The 21428-nt window shown below is 60.8% G+C and carries 11 protein-coding genes, 1 tRNA gene, 1 pseudogene and 1 CRISPR repeat array; of the genes and pseudogenes, 5 read left to right on the top strand and 8 right to left on the bottom strand.

What is annotated here, in order from left to right; translation table 11 throughout:
• The first annotated feature begins 208 nt into the window (after positions 1 to 208).
• On the top strand, positions 209 to 1321 hold the full coding sequence (gene ruvB / locus NW855_RS03540; protein WP_011430676.1) for a Holliday junction branch migration DNA helicase RuvB: 1113 nt from the start codon (positions 209 to 211) through the stop codon (positions 1319 to 1321).
• 37 nt (positions 1322 to 1358) lie between these two features.
• On the opposite strand, the gene NW855_RS03535 is transcribed toward ruvB, so the two are convergent.
• On the bottom strand, positions 1359 to 4058 hold the full coding sequence (locus tag NW855_RS03535; RefSeq protein WP_414508352.1) for a phycobilisome rod-core linker polypeptide: 2700 nt from the start codon (positions 4056 to 4058) through the stop codon (positions 1359 to 1361).
• A 240-nt stretch (positions 4059 to 4298) separates the two neighbouring features.
• Between NW855_RS03535 and NW855_RS03530 the strand changes: the two genes are divergently transcribed.
• Positions 4299 to 6410 carry a glycosyltransferase 61 family protein gene (locus NW855_RS03530; RefSeq protein ID WP_414508351.1) on the top strand — a complete coding sequence of 704 codons (2112 nt, stop codon included), beginning with the start codon at positions 4299 to 4301 and terminating at the stop codon, positions 6408 to 6410.
• Here NW855_RS03530 and NW855_RS03525 read toward each other — a convergent pair.
• The 7 genes and pseudogenes from NW855_RS03525 to NW855_RS03495 form a co-directional block, all read right to left on the bottom strand.
• Positions 6411 to 6494: transfer RNA gene (locus NW855_RS03525), tRNA-Leu, on the bottom strand.
• A 43-nt stretch (positions 6495 to 6537) separates the two neighbouring features.
• A complete protein-coding gene (locus NW855_RS03520; protein WP_414508350.1) occupies positions 6538 to 8508 on the bottom strand; it encodes a tetratricopeptide repeat protein in 1971 nt (656 codons plus the stop codon).
• A 302-nt stretch (positions 8509 to 8810) separates the two neighbouring features.
• Positions 8811 to 11195: direct repeats of the CRISPR family, unit length 36 nt; unit sequence GTTCCCCCTTTGTGGGGATCCCTAGAAATTGGAAAC.
• Between the two features lie 15 nt (positions 11196 to 11210).
• Positions 11211 to 11717: pseudogene (locus tag NW855_RS03515) on the bottom strand (ABC transporter substrate-binding protein); the annotation flags it as partial.
• A gap of 159 nt (positions 11718 to 11876) precedes the next feature.
• Entirely contained in the window at positions 11877 to 13433 is a 1557-nt protein-coding gene (gene crtH, locus NW855_RS03510) for a carotenoid isomerase (RefSeq protein WP_414508349.1), read from the bottom strand.
• 139 nt (positions 13434 to 13572) lie between these two features.
• The gene (locus NW855_RS03505) at positions 13573 to 14520 is read right to left on the bottom strand and encodes an ABC transporter permease (protein WP_414401504.1); all 948 of its coding nucleotides are present in this window, start codon (positions 14518 to 14520) and stop codon (positions 13573 to 13575) included.
• On the bottom strand, positions 14514 to 15635 hold the full coding sequence (locus tag NW855_RS03500; RefSeq protein WP_414402918.1) for an ABC transporter ATP-binding protein: 1122 nt from the start codon (positions 15633 to 15635) through the stop codon (positions 14514 to 14516). The genes NW855_RS03505 and NW855_RS03500 overlap by 7 nt, the downstream gene beginning before the upstream one ends.
• Positions 15636 to 15714: 79 nt before the next feature.
• Complete coding sequence (locus NW855_RS03495; protein WP_049749827.1) at positions 15715 to 16575, bottom strand: PD-(D/E)XK nuclease family protein; 861 nt, start codon at positions 16573 to 16575, stop codon at positions 15715 to 15717.
• A gap of 156 nt (positions 16576 to 16731) precedes the next feature.
• Here NW855_RS03495 and frr point away from each other — a divergent pair, with 156 nt between their 5' ends.
• The 3 genes from frr (at position 16732) to NW855_RS03480 (ending at position 21112) form a co-directional block, all read left to right on the top strand.
• Positions 16732 to 17280 (top strand): ribosome recycling factor, encoded by a 549-nt coding sequence (gene frr / locus NW855_RS03490; RefSeq protein ID WP_011430687.1) that lies wholly within the window; start codon positions 16732 to 16734, stop codon positions 17278 to 17280.
• Between the two features lie 95 nt (positions 17281 to 17375).
• Complete coding sequence (locus NW855_RS03485; RefSeq protein ID WP_414402919.1) at positions 17376 to 20087, top strand: CBS domain-containing protein; 2712 nt, start codon at positions 17376 to 17378, stop codon at positions 20085 to 20087.
• Between the two features lie 89 nt (positions 20088 to 20176).
• A complete protein-coding gene (locus NW855_RS03480) occupies positions 20177 to 21112 on the top strand; it encodes a M48 family metallopeptidase (protein ID WP_099883810.1) in 936 nt (311 codons plus the stop codon).
• Positions 21113 to 21428 lie beyond the last annotated feature (316 nt).

Raw genomic sequence — 21428 nt, 5'->3', positions numbered from 1 at the left:
CGGCGGTGGAAGTGGCGCCGGCCATCCGCGGCTAATCCACTCCTGACCTAGTCGATCAGTCCTTCTTGAATCCCCTGGCAGACGCTGGGGGGTTTTTTCTTCTACCGCCCTCTCCGATCCAGGTGGGAGACCAAAATGGCAAACGGTTTCACCAGGATCTTTCCCCCAGTCAGTTAGAGTAGGGCTATCGCATCTGCGAGTAAAGGATATGGCGATCATTTCTTCTCGGGCTGCGGGGGCTGAGGATCCCGGGCAGCGGCAGCAAAAGAGTTCTGCTCGCAGAAGAGAGTCGAAATTGGCTTTTGCTAGGGCGGAAGGGCTACTGCAACCGCAGGCTCACCCCAGCGAAGCTCAAGAAGAATCCCTGCGCCCGCGCACCCTGGCAGAGTACATTGGCCAGACAGAGCTGAAGGAAGTGCTCTCCATCGCTATTGCAGCGGCCCGCGCCCGCGGGGAGCCTTTGGATCACCTGCTGTTCTACGGCCCGCCTGGCTTGGGCAAAACCACGGTGGCCGCGGTGCTGGCGGCGGAGATGGGATCCCGCTTCTACATGACCACGGCCCCGGCGCTGGAGAGCCCCCGTGACATTGCCGGCTACTTGGTGCGCCTGAAGCAGGGGGACGTGCTGTTTATCGACGAGATCCACCGCCTGCCCAAGGTAACCGAAGAGCTGCTCTATCCAGCAATGGAGGATTTTCGCCTCGACATCACTGTTGGCAAGGGACGCTCGGCCCGCATCACCTCCATACCCCTGGAGCGCTTTACCCTCATCGGGGCCACTACCCGCATTGGCGCTCTGACTTCGCCGCTGCGGGATCGCTTTGGCCAGGTGCAGCGGCTGCGCTTCTATGAGCCCCACGAACTGGCGGAAATTGTGTTGCGCAGCGCTCGCCTCTTGAACACCTCCATTGACCGAGCGGGAGCCGAGGAGATTGCCCGCCGATCCCGAGGCACACCGCGCATTGCCAACCGCCTCCTGAAGCGAGTGCGCGATTATGCCCAGGTGCGGGGGGATGGCCACATCAGCCGTGAGGTGGCAGCCGCTGCCCTGGAGCTGTTTCAGGTGGATCCCATGGGTTTGGACTGGACGGATCGCAAGCTGCTGACGGTACTGGTGGAGCAGTTTGGGGGAGGGCCCGTGGGCTTGGAGACCATGGCCGCAGTGACAGGTGAAGATCCCCAGACAATTGAGGAGGTGTACGAGCCCTACCTGCTGCAGATTGGCTACCTGCAGCGCACGCCAAGGGGTCGGGTGGTTACCCCCGCTGCCCTGCAGCACTTAGGCTACACAGCCCAGTCCCCTCTGCCTGTGTGGAGCTAATGGTTTTCCTCTCCCACCAGGGGAGAGGGGGGTTGAGCTAGCTGCGATCGTTGCTGCCAACAGGTCTGAAACTGGGCACCACGAGCTCCTTGTTTTGCTTGGTGAGGCGGCCATACAGCTCTTGGGTGTTGGGGAAGTTGGCCGCCGGCAAGGTGGGGAAGCGGCGGTAGGGCACCGTGTCCTCGCCGAAGAGATCGCGATACTCCTGGGTGTTGAGCAGGGCGCGCACGAAGGCCTTCAACCCCTGGGTGGCCAAGATCTGGTTGTACTTGCGGATCTCCTGCTGGTTTAGGGGTGCGCGGCCCAGGAAGTGCTTGGTGCCCAGCTCGATCACCTTGGTATTGGGATAGGGAGCGTAGAACTCGGAGCGGTACAGTTCCGAGCACCCCAGCGCCTCGACGAACTCCTTGACGGTGATCTCGCCATTGCGCAGCTTGGACTCGGCAGAGCTGAGCTCGGCGCTGATGTTGTAGATGTCCATGTCGCGCTCGAAGATCTGCCGGTAGGCGGCGCGGATGAGGTTGTTGACCTCGGCTTTGTTGGCCAAGCTGGTGAGCTTGAAGACAGGGATCTCTTGACGAATCCTAGGCACCCCTTGCTGGACTCGCCGCCGGATTTCCAGCTCGCCGGAGGGCTTGTCCTGGGGCTGGCCCAGCTTGACAAAGAGGGGGATATCGTCGTCGGTGCGGATGGGCCTGGTGACCACGGCCATGTCGCTGGATCCGGGGCGCATGCGCCGCCGCGCTAGACCGGCAGGGGTGAGGTAGCGCTCGTAGGGCACGACGTCTTCCCCGAAGACCTGCTGGTACTCCTCGCTGTCGAGGATGGCGTCCACCACGGCGTAGAAGCCCTGCTTGGAGGCGATGTCAAACAGCCGGTTCATCTCCTGCCGGCCGTAGGTGGGCCGGCCCAGCAGCTTGCGGTGGATGAACTCGATGGCCTTGCAGACATAGAGACTAGACCAGTACTTGTTGCGGAACAGATCTGACTTGGCCAACTGGCGGACAAACTCTTTGACGGTAATCTCGCCCGACTCCAGCTTGATCTCCCAGCGGGTTAGCCGTTGGCCTTCATAGGGCACATAGCCGTACACCTGCTGGTAGCAGGCGCGGATCACCGCCTGGGTCGAGACTTCGCTGCCAACAACCCCGGCCCGCACCCCCAAACGCCGGCTGCGATCGCCAGGGGTTTGGGTAAGCTTGAAGACTTTGGGGCCAAGGCTGCCGGGATCCCCGACCGCCTTGGGGTTGGTGCGAGCGTTGGTAAGAGCAAAGCCGCGCCGGATGAGGATGCGCTTGACATCCTTGTTGAAGGGGGCGGGGCTGGCGTTGAGGGAGCGGGTTTCTTTGGGGAAGATGGCGCCAAATTGGATCTCCAGCGGGTCGTTGCCGACACCGTAGGCGTGCTGATCCGGCAGGGGGCGGTTGTAGCGGGCAAAGAGGGTAATGAATTGGGGCACCTTGCGGCGAGGAGCCGCGTAGTTGTAGAGGTCAAACTTGGGCCCCCAGTTGGCGCTGGTCTGGGCTTCCACCCCCAGCTTGCGCAGGTAGGGCACCGTCTCCTCGCCGAAGTAGTCGCCGTACTCGCGGCTGTCCACCAGCGCATCCACCAAGCCGGCCAGGCCCTTGCTGGAGACGATGGAGAAGTAGGTCTGCACCTCTTCACGGGTCTCTGGTGCCCGTCCCAGGAAGTGGCGGAAGGCCAGCTCCACAACGCGGCTGTTGATGTAGGGCTCGTAGAACTGCTTGCGGTAGAGTTCGGATTTGCCCAGGCGGCGGATAAACTCCTTCATGGAGATCTCGCCGTTTTTGACCTTCGACTCCAGGTCGGCCAGCTTAAGGCCATAGGCACGGCGGATATCCCGCTCGAACACCTGCCGGTAGGCGGCTTTGATGACCTCTTCTTTCTCAGCATTGGAAAGCCCCGGCTTCATGGCAAAGACGGGAACCTTTTCTGCGGCCAAGTTGTAAACCTGGGGTAGCTGTAGCCCTTGCAAGGGCAGGCCATCGGCGGTGCTGGCGTTGCGCTGCCGCAGCTTGTCGGAGGGAGCAGGGGCAATGAACTCGCTCAAGAGCACGTCGAAATACTGGTTGATGATGGCCACCGCCTCGCCATCTTTGCGGAAGTAGCTGGCTGAGGCCCGCTTCATCTCTTGGATGGCGACAATGGTGGCCTCGGCAGAGCAGGCGTTTTCGATGATCTCCCGCAGGCCCCGGGTGTTAACCACAAGGATGTTGGGATCCCCGGCCACCAGGGCGTAGGTGACATAGCGCAGGAACCAGCTTAGATCCCGCAGGGACTTGCGCATGTTGGCAGCCCCGTAGCGGGAGATGTTGATGGGGCGGAAGTTGGGCGGGATCTCCACGCCGCTGGCGCTAAAGATGTTGCGGATGGCCTCAATGAATCCGCCGGTGGATTCCACGTAGAAGGCAGTACCCAGCTTGAAGGCTTCTTTCTCGTCTTGAGTGACTTCTGGCCGCTCCAGGTAGGCCATGGGGGAGCCGCCGGTGAAGATGCGGTTGGCGGCCCGGCTGACAATGATTTCGGAGTTGGCGGCGATGACCTCGGCAATCTGCAGCCGCTTCAGACCGCTGGAGAAAAAGTCGTCAAGGCGATCCAGCTCGGTGCGCGAGAGGTAGCGATCCTGCTGTTCTGCCTGGGAGATGGTGGAGAGGGGCACGGTTTGGTAAAGACGGGGGCTGGAGACGACTGCGCCGCCAGATGCGTTGATACCCATCGCTCTCTTAAACTCCGTTTATCGAAAAACTGCCGACAAGGCTCAGGGAGGATGCCCCGGGAAAGGGGCTGACCCATGGACTTAGCTAAACCGGCCCCCATCCCTCTCAGAGTTGGGGAGGAATGGACGCCGCGTCCCTGAGGGGGAAGCCAAGCCTAGAATACTAGGGGGATGCGACCAGAGGGGGGAGGTTGTTGCAGTTTGTAACACTCATTCTCAGTTGCCTTCTCGTCAAAAACCATGGCCTCTGACCCTTCTTTGCACCTTCCCGACTCTCTGCGGGCAGACTGGGAACAGGGATGCTACGGCTCTGTTGCTCAAAGTTTGCAGCGGCAGCTTGAGCAGGGATCCCAAGAGCCCCTGCTGTATTGGTGGCTGGGATCTGCCTACCTACTCCTGGGGCGGGAGCTAGAGGCGCAGCTCACTTGGCAGGAGGGTCTGGCCCTCCTAGGGGCCGAAGCTGAGGCTACCCGCTGCTGGGCAAAAGGGCTGCAGGAGCTGGCGGAGGGGCTGTGGGAAAGGGGGCAGTGGCCGCAGGCGGCGGCTTTGTATCGGCAGTTGCTAGAAAGTGGCGCTGCCCCAGAGGCGGCGTTGGCGGCCCATCGCCTTGGCCTAGTCCAGGAGCGCAGCCGACTGTGGCTAGAAGCAGCAGAGTGGTTTGAAGAGGCCTGCCGCTGGGATCCAACGGCCACGGAGAGCTTTTGGCGCTGGGGCCTGGCCCTGCTCAAGCTGGGCCGGTTGCGGGAGGCCCTCTCCCCTCTCCAGGAGGCAGCGCGGCTAAGGCCAGAGTGGGGGGATCCCTGGGTGCAGATGGGCCTGGCTTGGCTGGATCTGGGGGAGCTGGAGCAGGCGGTGGCCTGCTTTCAGGAGGCAGCGGCGCGGGGCACCCAGACAGCAGAGCTCTACAGCTACTGGGTAGAGGCTCAGGTGCGGCGGAATGACCCGCAGGGGGCTTGGGAGAAGTTCCGGCAGGCGCTGGCGGCGGAGCGGGAGTGGCTACAGGCCTGGTGTGAGGGCAGCGGCAGAGACAGTCGGCTGCGGCTGGAGCTGGAGCAGGCCCTGCAGGGATCCCCTGGCAGCCTTTGGCAGGAGCGGTACCGCGCCTGGCAGCAGCGCTGGCTCCCTGCGCAGGCAACCCTTCCTTCCCCAGCCTGCCAGAGCCCACCGCCCAGTGCTGGCAACCCCCTGCCAGTGCCCAGCCAGGGCTACCTCACCACCCGGCAGTGGCACCAGGCCACGGGCGAGGGCAGCTACCGGGTGTTGGATCCAGAAGGGGTTCTCTACCGGCAAGCCCCTCCGACGGCTGACCCTGCCATTGGGCAAAAGCTGCGCTCACAGCGGATCCCGCTGGCCGAGACCTTTGTGGCCCAGATCCCGCAGGGATCCGTGCACGTGGGCCACTATCCCCGCCACCTCTACGCCAGCTTTGCCAGCGCCGTGCTTACCCGTAGGAGGGAGTTGCTGGCCGATGTCTCCCCCGGCTTGCCACCGCCGGAGTTTCTCGACTGGGACTGGAAGTCGGAGCACCTGGAACACCACCCCATTTGGGACTTGCCTCACCTGCCGCCGCCAATTCCGCTGGAGGGCTCTGCTGCCCTCTTACCCTTGGGGGCGGTCAACTACTTCCATTGGATGGTGGACATCCTGCCCGCCCTCGAGCTCCTACGCCGCGCCGGCTTCCTCGAAAAAGACCTTCCCATCTTGATCCATGGCTACCAGGGCAAGCCCTTCCAGGTGCAGAGCTTAGCTGCCCTGGGGATCCCCACAGAACGCCTTCTAAGCTTCGAGCAGGTGGGGGGATCCCATCTGCAAGCGCAGAACCTCATTGTGCCCTCGCTGGCTGGGCCGGTGGGGTGTCTAACCCCCAGGGGCTGGAAGGTGCTGCAGCGACTGGTTCCTCTGGGGCAGGCGGCGGATCCCTTGTTGCCGCGGCGGGTTTACATTAGCCGTCGTGCTGCTCGCTGGCGGCGGGTCATCAACGAGGCGGAGGTGCTGGAGGCCTTGCGCCCCTGGGGCTTTGTGCCTGTGCAACTGGAAGCCCTTTCCCTAGCCGAACAGATAGCCTTGATGCAAAAAGCAGAGGCAGTCATGGGGATCCACGGGGCGGGCCTGACCAACCTTGCCTTTTGTCAGCCTGGCACGGTTGCCATCGAGATCTTCCCCAGCAATGCCGTGCTCCCCTACTTCTGGAGCCTTGCCCAGGTGGTGGGGCTAAACTACTTTCCCCTAGTGGCCCCAACCTGCGACCCTGCCCTGGTGGCCCTGCTGGCTAGCCCAGAGCTGGATCGGGAGGATGCCTGGGTGCCGGTTCCGGCTCTACTTGCCTTGCTAGAGCAAACAGGGCTGCAGTAATGGGATCGGAGGGACTCGAACCCTCACGTTCTTGAGGAACAACGGATTTTAAGTCCGTAGCGTCTACCATTCCGCCACGATCCCTGGAGTAGCCGTACTACTCTACCAAAGGGTTTGCTGTGGGGGACTAGGAGGCTTCTATAGGGAGAGTATGGCATGCCAGCTTCTGGCAGACAGCCTGGCGCAGGAAATGAGCTAAGGCCGCCACGCAGTCTTGATCCTCAAAAAGCAAGTCGCGCCGCTCTTGGATTTGCTGAGCGATTTGCTGCCGAAATTGGGGATCCGTTCCCAGTTGTACGGCCAGCTCTTCGTAGCGCTGGAGGTCTGGGGCAATTAAAAGCTCAAGGCCCATTCTTTTGAGGATGGCGTAGGTGTGGCGGCCCCGCAGGAACCGGCCAGGGCAGGTGACCACCGGCAAGCCGGCAGCAATGGCTTCCAGGGTGGTGATCCCGCCCGACCAGCCGTAGGAGTCCAGCATGACGTCAGCGCAGCGATTGAGATCCAGGTAGTCTTGGTGGTCCAAGGCGGGCAGGATTCGACAGTGGTCTTCCACCGCAAGGCCATAGCTGGAAAAGATGGAGGCAAGCCGCTGCCAGAAGCGCTGACCAATGGCGGCATTGGGCAAGGCCAGGAAGACCAATTGGGCCCTGGGCACTTGCCGAGCAATAGCTGGAAAAAGGTAGTCGTATTGCGGCAGGTACTTGCCCAAATACTGGCAGGTGAGATAGACAACGGCCTCTTGAGGCAGACCAAAGTCCTCGCGGTAACGTCTCTGGGGAGGCAAAACGGGCTTTTCAAAACAGGTACCCAGGCGGGGCAGTCGAACCAAGGTTTCGCTGTAGTGGGCCTGCCCATCTTCAGGCTCCATGAGGTCGCTGGAGAGAAAGTAGTCAATGGTCGACAGTCCCGAAGTAACGGGATGAGCCCAAGTGGAGCATTGCACTGGGGCTAGACGCAGGGAAGCTAGTTGCAGAATAAGAGGCGATAGTCCAATTTCCAAATACACCAAAACATCCAGCTGATCCTGCAAAATTTGGCGGGCAGCCTCTTCAAAGCCAGTGGGAATGTGGCGAAAGACATCGGCATGCTGACGATATTGCTCCGTCAGGAAATCAACTCTGGGATCCAAGTGGTAGGCAAAGACCTGGAAAGGCTGCTTGGAGCTGGCCTTTAAGTACTTCACCCACCCCAAGGAAAGGCGGCTGTAGGAGCAAGCGCGCATGGAGGCCGAGACAAACCCAACGCGAATGGGATCCCCTGGCCGGGCTTGCCGGGGGAGATACTCCCAATCGGGGTAGGAGGCTTTCACAATGCGCTGCACCAACTGAGCGTATTTCTTCTGCAGCTCCAAGTCGTCGTAGCCCTGGTACTGCAGAAGGTGAGGCGTTCCCCAACTTGAGCCTAAAAAGGCAAGCCGCCGCTGCTCTGGGGTGTCTAGAGGCGTCTCCTGAATGAGGCGATCCAGGTGTTCTACAAAGCGCAAGCGAAAGCGGTGCAGCTCCTGTTCATCCTGATAGATAGCCGGCAGATAGAGGTGGTAAAGCCAGCGGGCTTGCACCAAGTTAGGATCCAAAGTCCATGCCTTTTCCAGGTGAGCCAGAGCCGCGCTGTGTTCCCCTTGCTCGCGATGGGCTATCCCCAGATAAAAATGCACCTCAGCCCAAGGGATCCCTGCTAGTGGATCTGGATTTTCTAACAGGGAGCCCAGCAAGGAGATTGCCTCTTCGTGGCGGCCTAGGTTAACAAGAATCTTGCCCGCTTGAAAGGCAGAAAGGTAAGCCTTGGGGTTGAGGCTCAGGCTCTGCCGATAGCAAGATAGAGCCTTTTCCAGTTGCCCCAAAGACTCATAGACAACGCCCAGGTTGTGATGATAAAGGGCTACGCGGGGATTGAGCTCAATGGCCTCGGCAATCAAAGCAGCCGCCCATTCCCCCTCCCCTTTGGCGTGGACCACTGTCCCCAGGAGATGGAGAGCGTCGGCTTGATCCGGAAACTCCACCAGAATTTCTGAGTAGATGGCTTCTGCTGTCCGCAGGTCGCCAGCCTGCTGGGCCTGGATCCCAGCTAGAAGCTTCTCCGTGAGGGTGAGATCCGACATCGACAGCCACGGAAGCCGGAGAACTTCCCCCACTATAGGCGCTTCAGCTCGGTCAGAACCCTCCTCACCGCCCCCTGAGCCTCATGTTGCCAAAAACACAAGAAAACGGTATCCGCAGCTCTGCGAGCGATCCACCAAAACCCCAAAAGGCTGATTCTTTCGTCGGATCCCTCGACGCTTTACGCCACAAGGCTTTCAGGCCCCAAAGCCCCCTCGCCAAAGCTCCTTTTGCCAACTTTTTCTCGGATCCCTCGCAAATGGGTCTTGCATCCCTTGCCCTGCTTGGGTTTAATGGGGGTAGAGTTCCCCCTTTGTGGGGATCCCTAGAAATTGGAAACATTTAGGCTTGGTGGGCAGTTGACGATAGTGATCTCGAGTTCCCCCTTTGTGGGGATCCCTAGAAATTGGAAACTAATGGACAATTGCTGCCACTTCGGGCAGGATTACTACTTCAGGTTCCCCCTTTGTGGGGATCCCTAGAAATTGGAAACTGCTCGCGGCCACTTCGCTCGGAGTAGAGCTCGTGGCCTTGGCCTTGTTCCCCCTTTGTGGGGATCCCTAGAAATTGGAAACTAGCTCCTCTGGCGGCACGTTTAACCAGAGGACCGGGTGTTCCCCCTTTGTGGGGATCCCTAGAAATTGGAAACTGGACAACCTGGGTGCTTGAGGGGGAGGAGGGTTAGGTGGGAGGGTTCCCCCTTTGTGGGGATCCCTAGAAATTGGAAACCTTAACGGGGTAAAAGTCGAGGAGGGTTGGCTCCCACCGTTCCCCCTTTGTGGGGATCCCTAGAAATTGGAAACTTCTTGCCCGGGTTGGAGCTGATGGCGGGCGAGATCGTTCCCCCTTTGTGGGGATCCCTAGAAATTGGAAACCCCGGCATCCAGGGCAGCACAGGTGTCGCCGGCAGCCCGGTTCCCCCTTTGTGGGGATCCCTAGAAATTGGAAACCGTCGTAGTAACAGAAGACTTCAAGGTCGACCCCAAATACACGGTTCCCCCTTTGTGGGGATCCCTAGAAATTGGAAACGGGGGAGGTTTAGGAGGTTAGATCTCCCGTTTGATGACGTTCCCCCTTTGTGGGGATCCCTAGAAATTGGAAACGGAGGGGGACTAGATGGCCTTAATTGGTTACTGGAATATAGTTCCCCCTTTGTGGGGATCCCTAGAAATTGGAAACACATACCCGACTCCTGCTGGAAGTGCTTCCCAGTGTTCCCCCTTTGTGGGGATCCCTAGAAATTGGAAACTTCTTTTCTAACTACAAGGTAACCGTTTATTTTGCACTTGTTCCCCCTTTGTGGGGATCCCTAGAAATTGGAAACGATAAGTTGTACTCGACGCAAAGCTGCGTCAATCATCTCCTGATGTTCCCCCTTTGTGGGGATCCCTAGAAATTGGAAACTTTATTTTTGAAAGTTTACCCTAGGAGGTTGATATGATTGTTCCCCCTTTGTGGGGATCCCTAGAAATTGGAAACTAAGTAAGGCCCTATAAGGGGATATAAAGGCACTGTTAAGTTCCCCCTTTGTGGGGATCCCTAGAAATTGGAAACCACTTTTCTGATTCCCCTGTAGACGAACCTATCACCATGTTCCCCCTTTGTGGGGATCCCTAGAAATTGGAAACACTCGTTAGGTATACGGATTATTCCGGAATAGATAGTGTGTTCCCCCTTTGTGGGGATCCCTAGAAATTGGAAACGATTAAGAATATTAAACTTCCAGAAGAATCTGAGCCCTTACAGTTCCCCCTTTGTGGGGATCCCTAGAAATTGGAAACCCCAGGAAAATCCTGGGTGTTGAGTGGGGTCAATTTAGGTTCCCCCTTTGTGGGGATCCCTAGAAATTGGAAACAATTCTGCTAGGACGACACCTAGTAGCTATGGGATTGTTCCCCCTTTGTGGGGATCCCTAGAAATTGGAAACCGGAATCCGCAGGCTCTCGCCTTACGAATCCGCTCTTTCGCTGGTTCCCCCTTTGTGGGGATCCCTAGAAATTGGAAACGCTCCCAGGACTTGCAGGTCCCCTTCGCAGTCACTAAAGTTCCCCCTTTGTGGGGATCCCTAGAAATTGGAAACAAGTTCCAATAGAATGTCTTTCCGTTGATGTTCCTCACTAGTTCCCCCTTTGTGGGGATCCCTAGAAATTGGAAACTTGGCGATTAGGCGTAGCAGAGCCAAAGAGTACATACATTGTTCCCCCTTTGTGGGGATCCCTAGAAATTGGAAACTTTAAACAGAAGAGAACTTAAGTATCTTCTTAACAACATTGGTTCCCCCTTTGTGGGGATCCCTAGAAATTGGAAACGTGAGTTGGTTGAGATTCGCAGGGAGATTAAGGCTGCTAGTTCCCCCTTTGTGGGGATCCCTAGAAATTGGAAACATGACTGGTTTACCGGGAACTCCGTAGAACACTGCAGACAGTTCCCCCTTCGTGGGGATCCCTAGAAATTGGAAACCCGGGACCGGACGTTCACAGTCTGGTTGGGTATTCATTAGGGAAGTTCCCCCTTCGTGGGGATCCCTAGAAATTGGAAACGGAGTATCTCCAGATCACTCCCGGAACGTTTTCTGACCTAGGTTCCCCCTTTGTGGGGATCCCTGGACATTGGAAATCTCAAACTCTGGCGGGATCCGATCCTCATCGATCAAGTTTCTCCTTCGGGGGGATCTCTAGAAATTGGAAACAGTTCCACACAGACGAATGAGTTCGCTGATCCAGCCGATGCCTGTAATCAAGGGGTTATCCCACTCCTCGAAGTAGACCCGTGGACGGCGGCGCCGTTGCTGTCCACGCTGCATAGCTCGGTGCAATCCCTCCCGCAAGGAGCGCACATATGCCCGTGCCTGAGCAGCTCGCCCTACCAGTGCCCCAAGGCGCAGGATCATGGAGAGGATCCCCTCAACCGTGCGCTGGTTGAAGCAGACAACCTCCACCCCCTGGCGAATGAGCTCAGCGCAAATGTTTGCCTGCAGATCCGACCATGCAAGCACAACATCGGGCTGCAGCGCCAAAATCCGTTCGATGTTGGCATCCAAGAGGGTGGACACCTTCGGCTTCTTCCGCGCCTCCGGCGGACGCACCGTAAATCCAGAAATGCCGACGACGAGATCCCCAGCCCCCAAGGCGTAGAGCGTCTCTGCCGTCTCCTCCGTCAAGCACACGATGCGCTCTGGCAATCGCGGTCGCGGAACATGTCTGCCAATCATCGGGATTTCTTCGAGCGAGTCTACGAACTGGTTTGCCAAATGGGCGCTCTAGGCTGCCCGCTTCAATGCCTCACCCCGACGCTCATGCAAGAGCTCTTGCAGTGGGAAGGGGTTCAATGCAAGACGACTGCGGGGGGTTCCTAGAAATTGGAGACAGCTTTAGGAAAAGTCCGCCGCTACCCGGTGGGCGCAGGCAAACCCAGAGAAAGCGACAGCGTTGAGGCCCTGGCCGGGGAAGGTGCTATCCCCCACGCAGTAGAGGTTGGGGATGGCGGTGCGGTTGAAGGGCATGCCCAGCAGGCCCCAGGGAGTGCCGCGAGGGATGGGGCCGTAGGTGCCGTCGACGCGGCCCAAGAAGCGGCGGTGGGTGCGGGGGGTGCCCACTTCCTGCAGTTCAATGTGGGATCCCAGCTCTGGCCAGAGGGCCTCCAGACGGCGGATAAGGCGCTGGGCTGCCGCTTGTTTTTGTTGCCGGTACTGCTCTGGGCTCAAGCCCTGCCACGTCTGCATCCAACTGGGGGTAAAGGCGTGGACAATGTGGCGGCCTGGTGGGGCCAGCTCCGGATCCAAGAGGGTGGGGATGGAGACGAAGATCGTGCCCTGCTCCGCCTCCAGGTCTTGCCAATCTTCTAGAAGAATGTGGTGGCAGTAGCGCTCGCCGGCCAGAGGCTCGGCCCGCACCCCCAAGTGCAGGCTTAAGAAACTGGGGGACTGTTGGTAGCGGCTTTGCCAGCGCCGCTCCGCCGCCGGCAGGGATCCCGGCCAGAGGCGCTCAAAAGTATCCCAGCGGGTGGCATTGGAGATGACCTTGCGGGCCCAGAGCTTTTCCCCTGTGGAGAGCTCGACCCCCACTGCTCGTCCGCGCTCTTCCAGAATCCGCCGCACCGGCGCCCCGTAGCGGATTTGCCCGCCGCAGGCCTCTAGCCCCTGGGCCAGCTTCTGGGCAATCTGCCCCACCCCTCCCTTGGGGTAGTTGACGCCGCCGTAGTGGCGGTCGCAAAACACCATGCCGGCGTTGATCATGGGCGTGCGCTCTGCCGGCACCACCGACCAGCAGTAGCACTCCATGTCCACAAAGCGCAGCAGCGCCGGATCGCGTAGGTGGCGCCGCGCCACCTGGCCCACATTGGCCGGCAAATAGCGGGCCAAAGTCAGGCAGGCGCGGGGGTTGCCGACAAAAGAGCGCCAGAGATAGCCCCACTCCTCCAAAGAGAGGAGCTCCAGGGCGTTAAGGCTGTTGAAGATAGGCCAGAAGCTGTCGTAAAAACGGCGGATGCTGCCCGCTCCCTGAGGGAAATAGCTGGCTAGCTCCTGCAAAAACTCCTCGTAGTTCCGGTGTACGCGCGGGCTGAGCCCCTGGGGCAGGTGGTAGGCAATCTGCACCGGGTCGGGGATGGAGTCCAAAGACTGGCCCACGGCAGCCAAGGCGCGGGTAAGCAGGTTGGTGGTGCCCTGCCTGCCCAGGCCAAAGATCATGGAAGCCCCGACATCAAAGCGGTAGACCCCCTTGCCGTTGGGATCCGGGCGCTCAAAGTAGCCGGCGCTGCCACCAGGGATGAGGTATTTTTCCAGCACCAACACCCGGTAGCCCTTGGCCGCCAACTGGGTGGCCGCCACCAGGCCGCCGATCCCAGCGCCGATGACAATGACATCCCACGTTGCCGGGGGAGAGGACTTGAGCTGGGCGGAAGCCTGAGGAAGCAGAGTTTGGGTCAAGGGATCCCTCTCGCACAACGCCAGTATCCTCAACCTACCAGAGCTTGCCAGCAAGCGGCGATCCGCCATCTCCCGGATCCCTAACTCCCCTCTCCCTAAGGGAGAGGGGCTGGGGGTGAGGGGATCCCTTGCCAGCGACTTAGATCAGCTCTTCTAGGCCGCGGCTGCCAACATAGCGGCTATAGGCGTAGATTAGCCCCAGGCTCAGCCCGGTAACCAGAAAGCTGAGGGCCGCTCCAAAAGGGTAGTCCAGGCTGGCGCCAAACTGCATCTGGATGACATTGCCAATCAACAAGGTTTTGCTGCCCCCCAACAAATCGGGCACCACAAACATGCCCAGCGCCGGAATTGCCACCAGGATCAGGCCCGCCGCCAGCCCCGGCAGCGTCTGGGGCAAAAGCACCCACAGGAAAACCTGCCAGCCGTTGGCGTAGAGATCCCTGGCTGCCTCTGCCAGGCGCCAGTCGATGCGCTCTATGGCCGTGTAGAGGGGCAGGACCATGTAGGGCAAGAAGGTGTAGACCATGCCCAGGTACACCGCCAGCCAACTGGGGTAGAGAGCTGTCTGGGGCGGGATCCAGCCCAGCCAGGCCGCCAGCCGTGCCGGCCACCCCTCCGGAGCCAGCACCACCATCCAGGCATAGGTGCGGATCACCAAGTTGGTCCAGAAGGGCACCACCACCAGCGTCAGCAACAGATCCCGCTGTCGGGGCGGGTGGGCGGCAATGAAGAAAGCCAGGGGATAGGCCAGGAGCACACAGAAGAAGGTGGTGACGGCCGCCACCAGCAGGCTGCGGCCCAAGATCTGCCAGTAGATGGGCGTCCAGCCCAGGGGGCCATAGCCGAGAATGCGCAGGTAGTTGGCCAACGTCAGGGGCAGGCCCACCTGGCCAAACTGGCCGCTGCTGAGAAAGCTGCAAACCAGCAGCAACAGCCCCGGCAGCACCAAAAACGTTACCACCCAGAGCACCCCCGGCCCGGCAAAGATGAGGCTGCGCAGCAGCTCCTGCCAAGGGGCGAGCAGCTCCCCTGAGCGCACCTGGAAACGCTGGATCCCTGGCTCTGCCGCTGCTGGCCGCTTCAGCATGGAGCCTCCTGTCGCCGGGGATCCGGCTGCAAGTGCACCAAGTTCTTGGGAGGGAGATGAGCCACTAGGGCCTCCCCGATGGCAAAATCCTGATCCTCGATGTCGGCGTTGAGGGTGAGGGCCTTGAGCTGCTGGCCGCTGGCCGTTTGCAAGAGGTACTGGTTTTCTGCCCCGGTGTAGATGAGGTTTTTTACCCACACCGGCACCTGGTTGGGCAGCAGATCCCAGCCGCTGCGGGAAAGCTGAATCTTTTCCGGGCGGATGGCCAACTGCACCGGCTCCAGGGTGGGTTGGATCCCAGGCACCTTGAGCTTGCCCAGGGGCGTCTCGACGCAGTCGGTGCCGCAGGCGATCCCTTCGATGAGGTTGCTGGCCCCCAAAAAGTCGGCCACAAAGGCCGTTGCCGGGCGCTCATACACCTCGTCAATGGGGCCCACTTGCTCAATGCGCCCAGCCCGCATCACCGCCACTCGGTCGCTGGTAACCAAGGCCTCCTCCTGGTCGTGGGTAACAAAGATAAACGTCATGCCCAGGCGGCGCTGGAGCTCGCACAACTGCACCTGAAGCTGCTTGCGCAACTTGGCATCCAGAGCCGAGAGCGGCTCATCCAACAGCAGCACCTCCGGCTCGTTGACCAAGGCGCGGGCCAGGGCCACCCGCTGCTGCTGCCCGCCGGAGAGCTCCTGCGGCTTGCGCTTGGCCAGATCCCCAATCTCCACCAATTCCAAAGCGGCGGCCACCCGCTTGCGCAGCGCCTCCCCTCGCACCCCCCGCATGCGCAGGCCAAAGGCAACATTTTCCTCGACGGTCATAAAGGGAAAAAGGGCATAGCTCTGAAACACCGTGTTGACATTGCGCTTGTGGGCGGGCAAATGGCCCACCGGGCGCCCCCGGATCACCACCTCGCCAGCGTCAGCCATCTCCAGGCCGGCGATGATGCGCAGCAGCGTGGTCTTGCCGCAGCCGGAAGGCCCCAACAGGCCAAAAAACTCGCCCCGCCGAATCTGCAAGTCAATGCCGTCGAGGGCCACAAAATCGCCAAAGCGCTTGCGGAGCCCCTTGAGCTCCACATCCCAGTCGGGATCCCTGGAAGTGCCGGCAATGACTCCTGCCACCACAGTTAGCAACCCTGCAATACTCTCTAACTCAGTATGCAGGTTTGGAGAGCGATTGGGGTCACCGAGATCCCGGCGGCTATAGCCATTCCGCCTCAGGCGTTTCCTCTAGTGGCTCCGCTTCCGGCCAAACCCAGTCCGTCAGGTTCTGGGAAGGGATCCCTGGCGGCATGAGCCCGTGGCAACGGGCGCAAAACAGGCAACTGGCACAGCGTTCGCCGTAGGGGAGGGCGGGAAAGGCCTGCGCCTCCAGTTGCCGCAGGCGGCCTAGGGTGGCTTTGAGGTGGGCCAGATCCCGCTCGTAGGCGGCGGCGCTGTAGCGCAACTGAAAAGGCTGCTGCGGGTGCTGCACATACCAAAAGGTAAGCTGCACCTGCTCCGGCTCAAAAGGGCCTGCCAGGGGCAGTTGAGCGGCCACCCCGCAGAGCAACAGCGGGTAAAGGCGCACCTGCCAGTCCTGGGCCAACTGTTCGTCGGGGGGGCGCTGCCGCTCCGTCTTCCAATCGACAATGTGCAGGGATCCCGGCGCAATCACCAGCCGATCCAGGCGAGCCATCAGCTTAAACCCCTCAATCCGTTGCCAGAGGGGCAGTTCCGCCAACACCCGCCCCTGCGGCTGGGCATGGGGACTGGCCAAGAACACCTGCCACCACTGGCGTACTGTCTCCTCCAAGGCCGACAAGCGCGGCTCCACCTGGAGCCCGCGGCTGTACGATTCCACCAGGCGGTGAAACTGGCGTCCCCGCTGCTGCTCCGCTTCGTGCTCAAAGGCATCCGCTGCCGGCCAAATCAGCCGCTCCAGGTACACGTAGCAAAACAAGCGGGGGCAGTAGTCCAACAGCGCCAGAGCCGAAGCTGAGAGGTTGACCTGCTCAAGCGTCAACCTCAGCGGGGAAAAAGCAGCAGGGATCCCAGGCATGGACCAAGAAGAGGAGTTCATGGCCATTCTAGTGCCGCTAGGACTGGAGAATGGCTTCTAGAGCCGCGCGCGGATCTAGACAAGATAAAATTAAGCTCAGGCTCGTGCTAGAGGTCTTGGTTTTTTGCCGCTAGTGTCTGAGCGTCTGCAAACTGTTTCGAGAGCGAGGAAAAGGTCGTGGAGCTAGCTGAGATCGAGGAGTTAATGAGCAAAGCGGTGCAGGCCACCCAGCGTTCCTTCAACACGGTGCGCACCGGGCGGGCTAACGCCAGCCTGCTGGATCGCGTTCAGGTGGAGTACTACGGCGTTCCCACTCCCCTGAAGGCGCTAGCCAGCATCACCACTCCAGATGCCAGCACTCTCTTGATCCAGCCTTTTGATCCCTCGACCCTGGCAGCAATTGAGCGGGCCATCGTCGCCTCCGACCTGGGCCTAACCCCCAGCAACGATGGCAAGGTGGTGCGCCTCAATATCCCTCCTCTAACCGAAGAGCGGCGCAAGGAGCTGAGCAAACAGGTGGCCAAGCTGGCCGAAGAGGGCCGGGTTTCCATTCGCAACATCCGCCGCGACGCCATCGACTCGGTGCGCAAGCGGGAGAAAAACGGCGAGATCTCCGAAGACGAGTCCAAAAGCTTGCAAGAAGAAATCCAGAAATTGACCGACCGCTATATCAAGAAGATCGACGATCTGCTGGCGGAGAAAGAAAAAGAACTGACCACGCTTTAGGGCTTTGTCCTTGAGCACGCCCGCCAACTGTTTTTGGCCCGCTGCAGCCAAGCAGCAGCTCCCTCCCCGGGGCTGGGATCCCGGCCTAGGCCAGCATGGACCTCATCTTGTGTCATCAGTCAGCAGATTTCGACACCCTAGGGGCGGCAGTGGGGGCAGCCCGACTCTACCCTAGCGCCCGCATTGCCTTGACTGGCGGATCCCTGCCGGGAGTGCAGGAGTTCTTGGCCCTCTACCGGGACGAGTTTCCCCTCATCGAGCTGCGTTCGGTGGATCCCCGCCAGGTCCAGCGCTGGATCTTGGTGGATTGTTACGATCCGGATCGCCTCGGTAAGGCTGCGGCCTGGCTGAGCGTTCCTGGGGCAAAGATTGAGATTTTCGACCACCACCTGCCTGCCACCTCGCTGGAGGAGGTATGGCCGCAGCAGCAGGTCAGCGCTCACATTGAAGCCGTGGGCTCCACCTGTACCCTCCTCGTGGAGCGGCTGCAGGCGGCCAGGATCCGCCTCAGTCCATTTGAGCGGCTGGCCCTGGCCTTGGGCATTCACATGGACACGGGATCCCTGACGTTCCCGGAGACCACTGCCCGCGACGGTGCTGCCCTCACCTGGCTGTTGCAGCAGGGGGTGAACCTGGTGGTGCTGCGGCGCTTTTTGGGGGACGGCCTCACCCCCCCGATGCAGGAACTGCTCAGCCAGGGACTGGCCCAGATGCAGGTGGAGGCGGTGGGGGAGTACCGCTTGGGAACGTGGCTGCTGGAGCTGCCGGAGTTTGTGCCCGGCTTGGCCGGCCTGGTGATGCGGCTAATGGATCTGACAGGGGTGGACGTGCTGCTCTTGGTGGCACGACAGGGGGAGCGGCTTAGCCTCATCGGGCGGGCGCGGCAGGAGTTTGCCCAACTGGGCCGAGTGATGGCCCGCTACGGTGGCGGCGGCCACGACTGTGCGGCAGCCGCTACCCTAAAAGCTTCTCCAGACCAGCCCCTGCCCGATCCCGCCCAGGTGCTGAGCGACCTCAGCCAGGCGGTTAAAGAGCGGATCCCGCCGCCTGTGACGGCCAAGGATTTGATGTCCTCGCCGGTGCGCACCATCCGACCGGAGGTTACTATCCAGGAGGCGCAGCGGGTGCTGCTGCGCTATGGCCACTCCGGCCTGGTGGTGGTGGATGGCCAGGGCCGCCTGGTGGGAGTGATCTCGCGGCGAGATATCGACATTGCCCTGCACCACGGCTTTGGCCATGCCCCCGTCAAGGGCTACATGACTACCGACGTCAAGACCCTCTCCCCCGACACGCCCCTGGCGGAGATCCAGCGGCTGATGGTGCAGTGGGACATTGGCCGTCTGCCAGTGCTCCAGGATGGCCAGTTGGTGGGGATCGTTACCCGCACCGATGTGTTGCGACACCTGCACCAGCTGCCGGCCCTCTCACCCCAGTTGGCTTCTCCTGCTCTCTCTTGTCCTTTGGATCTCACCTTTGCCGCTCTCTCGCCGCAGCACCGCCGGCTGCTAGAGGAAGCTGCCCGAATTGCCGATGAAAAGGGTCTGCGGCTGTATCTGGTGGGGGGGGCGGTGCGGGATCTGCTGCTGCACCGGTGGGGACGGCAGCCCTCCTCTTGCCTGGAACGGCTGGATTTGGATTTGGTGGTGGATGGGCCTTACCCCTCGACCCCCCAAGGGACGGATCCGCCGGGCTGGGGGTTGATCCTGGGAAAAGCCCTCAAGCAGCACTTCCCGGAGGCACGCCTGGAGATCCACGGCAAGTTCCAGACGGCAGCCCTGATCTGGCCAGGGGGCTTTTGTGTGGATATTGCCAGCGCCCGCACCGAGTTTTACCCCTACCCGGCCTCGCCCCCTGAAGTGGCCATGGGATCCATCCATCAGGATCTCTACCGGCGGGATTTTTCCATCAATGCGCTGGCTTTGCGCCTCAACGGCCCGCAGCGGGGGCAGTTGCTGGACTTTTTCGGCGGGCAAGCGGATCTGCAAAAGGGGATCATCCGCGCTCTCCACCCCAACAGCTTCATCGAGGATCCCACCCGCATCTACCGGGCCGTCCGCTTTGCCGTGCACCTGGGCTTTGCCCTGGATCCGACCACCGAAGAATGGATTCGCACGGCTGTAGCCAGCGGCCTCCACGATGCCGTTGGCGGGGAGCGCCTCAAGCAGGAGCTGGCCTACATCCTCCGCTCCCGCGACTGGCCCTTGGCTTTTGAGCGGCTGGCGGCATGGGGAGCCCTGCGCTGCATTCACCCCGCTTTGACCTGGGATCCCTCCCTGTACCGGCGGCTGCAGCGGGTGGGCCGCTGGGCCTATCACTTCCGCCGCCGCTACCCCGAGCTGGGATCCCAGGAGATCTGGCAACTGCGCCTGGAAGCCTTGCTCTTGCCCCTGCCCCAGGCACCCCAGGTAGCCAGCCAGCTCCACCTCACCCAAGCGGGCATCGAACGCCTCAGCCATTTCTCCCACTACCAAGCCCTCTTGGCCCAACTGGAGACCGGATCCCTGTCTCCGGCTCAGGTAGTACGGCTGCTGCAGGGGCTGCGCATCCCGGCGGTGATCCTGTTGGCAGGGCTGGCCGCCAAGCCAGCGCGGCGGCTGCTCTGGCGCTACTTGCAGGAGTGGCATTGGGTGAAGCCACCCCTCAACGGGCACGATTTGCGTTGCCTGGGCTACAAGCCGGGCCCTCTTTTTCAGGAGATCTTGGAGCGCCTGCGCTGCCTCACCCTCAACGGCGAGCTTACCACTCGCGCTGAGGCAGAAGCCTGGCTGCGGAAACACTTCCCCTTGCTGCAATCTCAGCCAAAGTAGCCAAAAGAGTAGAGGGGTTGCCCATTTCTGGTAGGACGATCCCATTGCCAGATCGCTAGCCTGAGAGAAGGTTGTCTTGGAGGGATCCAATGCGGGTATTGAAACCTCGCTCTGCTGTCGAGGCAATCCCGTCGGTGGGCCCCATCCCCCCCCAGCGGCGGAGTTGCCGCGTGGCCAAGCCGGTTGCCTTTGCTCTGCTGGCCATCCTTGCCGCCGGGATGGGATCCCCTGCCCAGGCCCAAGACCTGGTTCGGCTGCTGATCCACGGCCTGCAATGGCTGCAGGTGAGCCAGTTAAACGACGCCCAAGAGGTGAGCTTGGGCCGCCAGATCGACCAGCAACTGAAAGCCCGCGGACAGATTCGCGTCAGTTCAAATTTCTATTGGGTGGAGCGGGTGAACCGCATCGGCCAGCGGGTGGCCGCCCACAGCGAACGCCCTAACTTGCCCTATACCTTTCAGGTGGTGGAGGATCCAGACATCAACGCCTTTGCCACGATGGGTGGTTTTGTTTACATCACCACTGGCGCCCTGGAAGCTGCCGACAACGACGACCAAATTGCTGCTGTCTTGGGCCACGAAATCGCCCATATCAGCGAACGTCACGGCCTCCAGCAACTGCAGCAGGCTGCCGCCGCCCGCTTCGGCGCCCAATTGCTGGGACTCGATGACAACACCTTGGCCGCCCTAGCCCTGGAGCTGGGAGTGCGCCGACCGCAAAGCCGCGAAAACGAGTTTGTTGCCGACGAAAAAGGTTTGTGGGCCGCCTATCGCGCTGGCTTCGATCCCAGGGGCATGTCGCAATTTTTGGCCAAGTTGCAATCCCGTCCATCCCTGCCGGACTTCTTGCGTACCCATCCCCCTGTCGCGGAGCGCATCGCCCGCCTCAACCAGCTTATCGCCGAGCACAGCATGGTCAGCCCTGCTGCCTATGGCTCCGGCGGCCCCACTTGGCCTTCGCAATCTCTCCCCCAAACCCAGCGCACCGAAGTTGAGATTCTGCCGGTGCTGCCGGTTTTGCCCTGAGTAGGCCGCTGGGATCCGTTTTCCCCGTAGGGTGGAGGTTCGCATCTGGGGGGAACGCTTCGCACCGCTGGCGCGAGCAGTAGGCGAGGGTAGCCTTGTAAGCTGAGAAAGGGTTTCCTACCTGCCCCGCTGCGCGGTTCACTTGCAGTGGGCCGTAGGACTGGGCAAGCCAGGAGGCATGGGAAGAACATCAAGCAACAGAACGTGCCACACAAAAGGATAGCTTGGTAGCCCCGCACTTGAGTGCAGGGCGGAAAAGCTCGCTAGCCACTTTAGTCGCTTACCCATGATGGGGGTCGTTGATATAGTTTCATAG

The sequence above is a fragment of the Synechococcus sp. RC10B2 genome, assembly GCF_047502635.1.
Note: the sequence above shows the minus strand (reverse complement) of the source record. Positions and strands in the feature narration are given on the sequence as shown.

Coding starts and splice junctions, on each gene's coding strand:
- NW855_RS03530 (WP_414508351.1), top strand. CDS start 4,299: ATGGCCTCTGACCCTTCTTTGCACCTTCCCGACTCTCTGCGGGCAGAC.
- NW855_RS03535 (WP_414508352.1), bottom strand. CDS start 4,058: ATGGGTATCAACGCATCTGGCGGCGCAGTCGTCTCCAGCCCCCGTCTT.
- ruvB (WP_011430676.1), top strand. CDS start 209: ATGGCGATCATTTCTTCTCGGGCTGCGGGGGCTGAGGATCCCGGGCAG.
- NW855_RS03485 (WP_414402919.1), top strand. CDS start 17,376: ATGGACCTCATCTTGTGTCATCAGTCAGCAGATTTCGACACCCTAGGG.
- NW855_RS03505 (WP_414401504.1), bottom strand. CDS start 14,520: ATGCTGAAGCGGCCAGCAGCGGCAGAGCCAGGGATCCAGCGTTTCCAG.
- NW855_RS03480 (WP_099883810.1), top strand. CDS start 20,177: ATGCGGGTATTGAAACCTCGCTCTGCTGTCGAGGCAATCCCGTCGGTG.
- NW855_RS03520 (WP_414508350.1), bottom strand. CDS start 8,508: ATGTCGGATCTCACCCTCACGGAGAAGCTTCTAGCTGGGATCCAGGCC.
- NW855_RS03495 (WP_049749827.1), bottom strand. CDS start 16,575: ATGAACTCCTCTTCTTGGTCCATGCCTGGGATCCCTGCTGCTTTTTCC.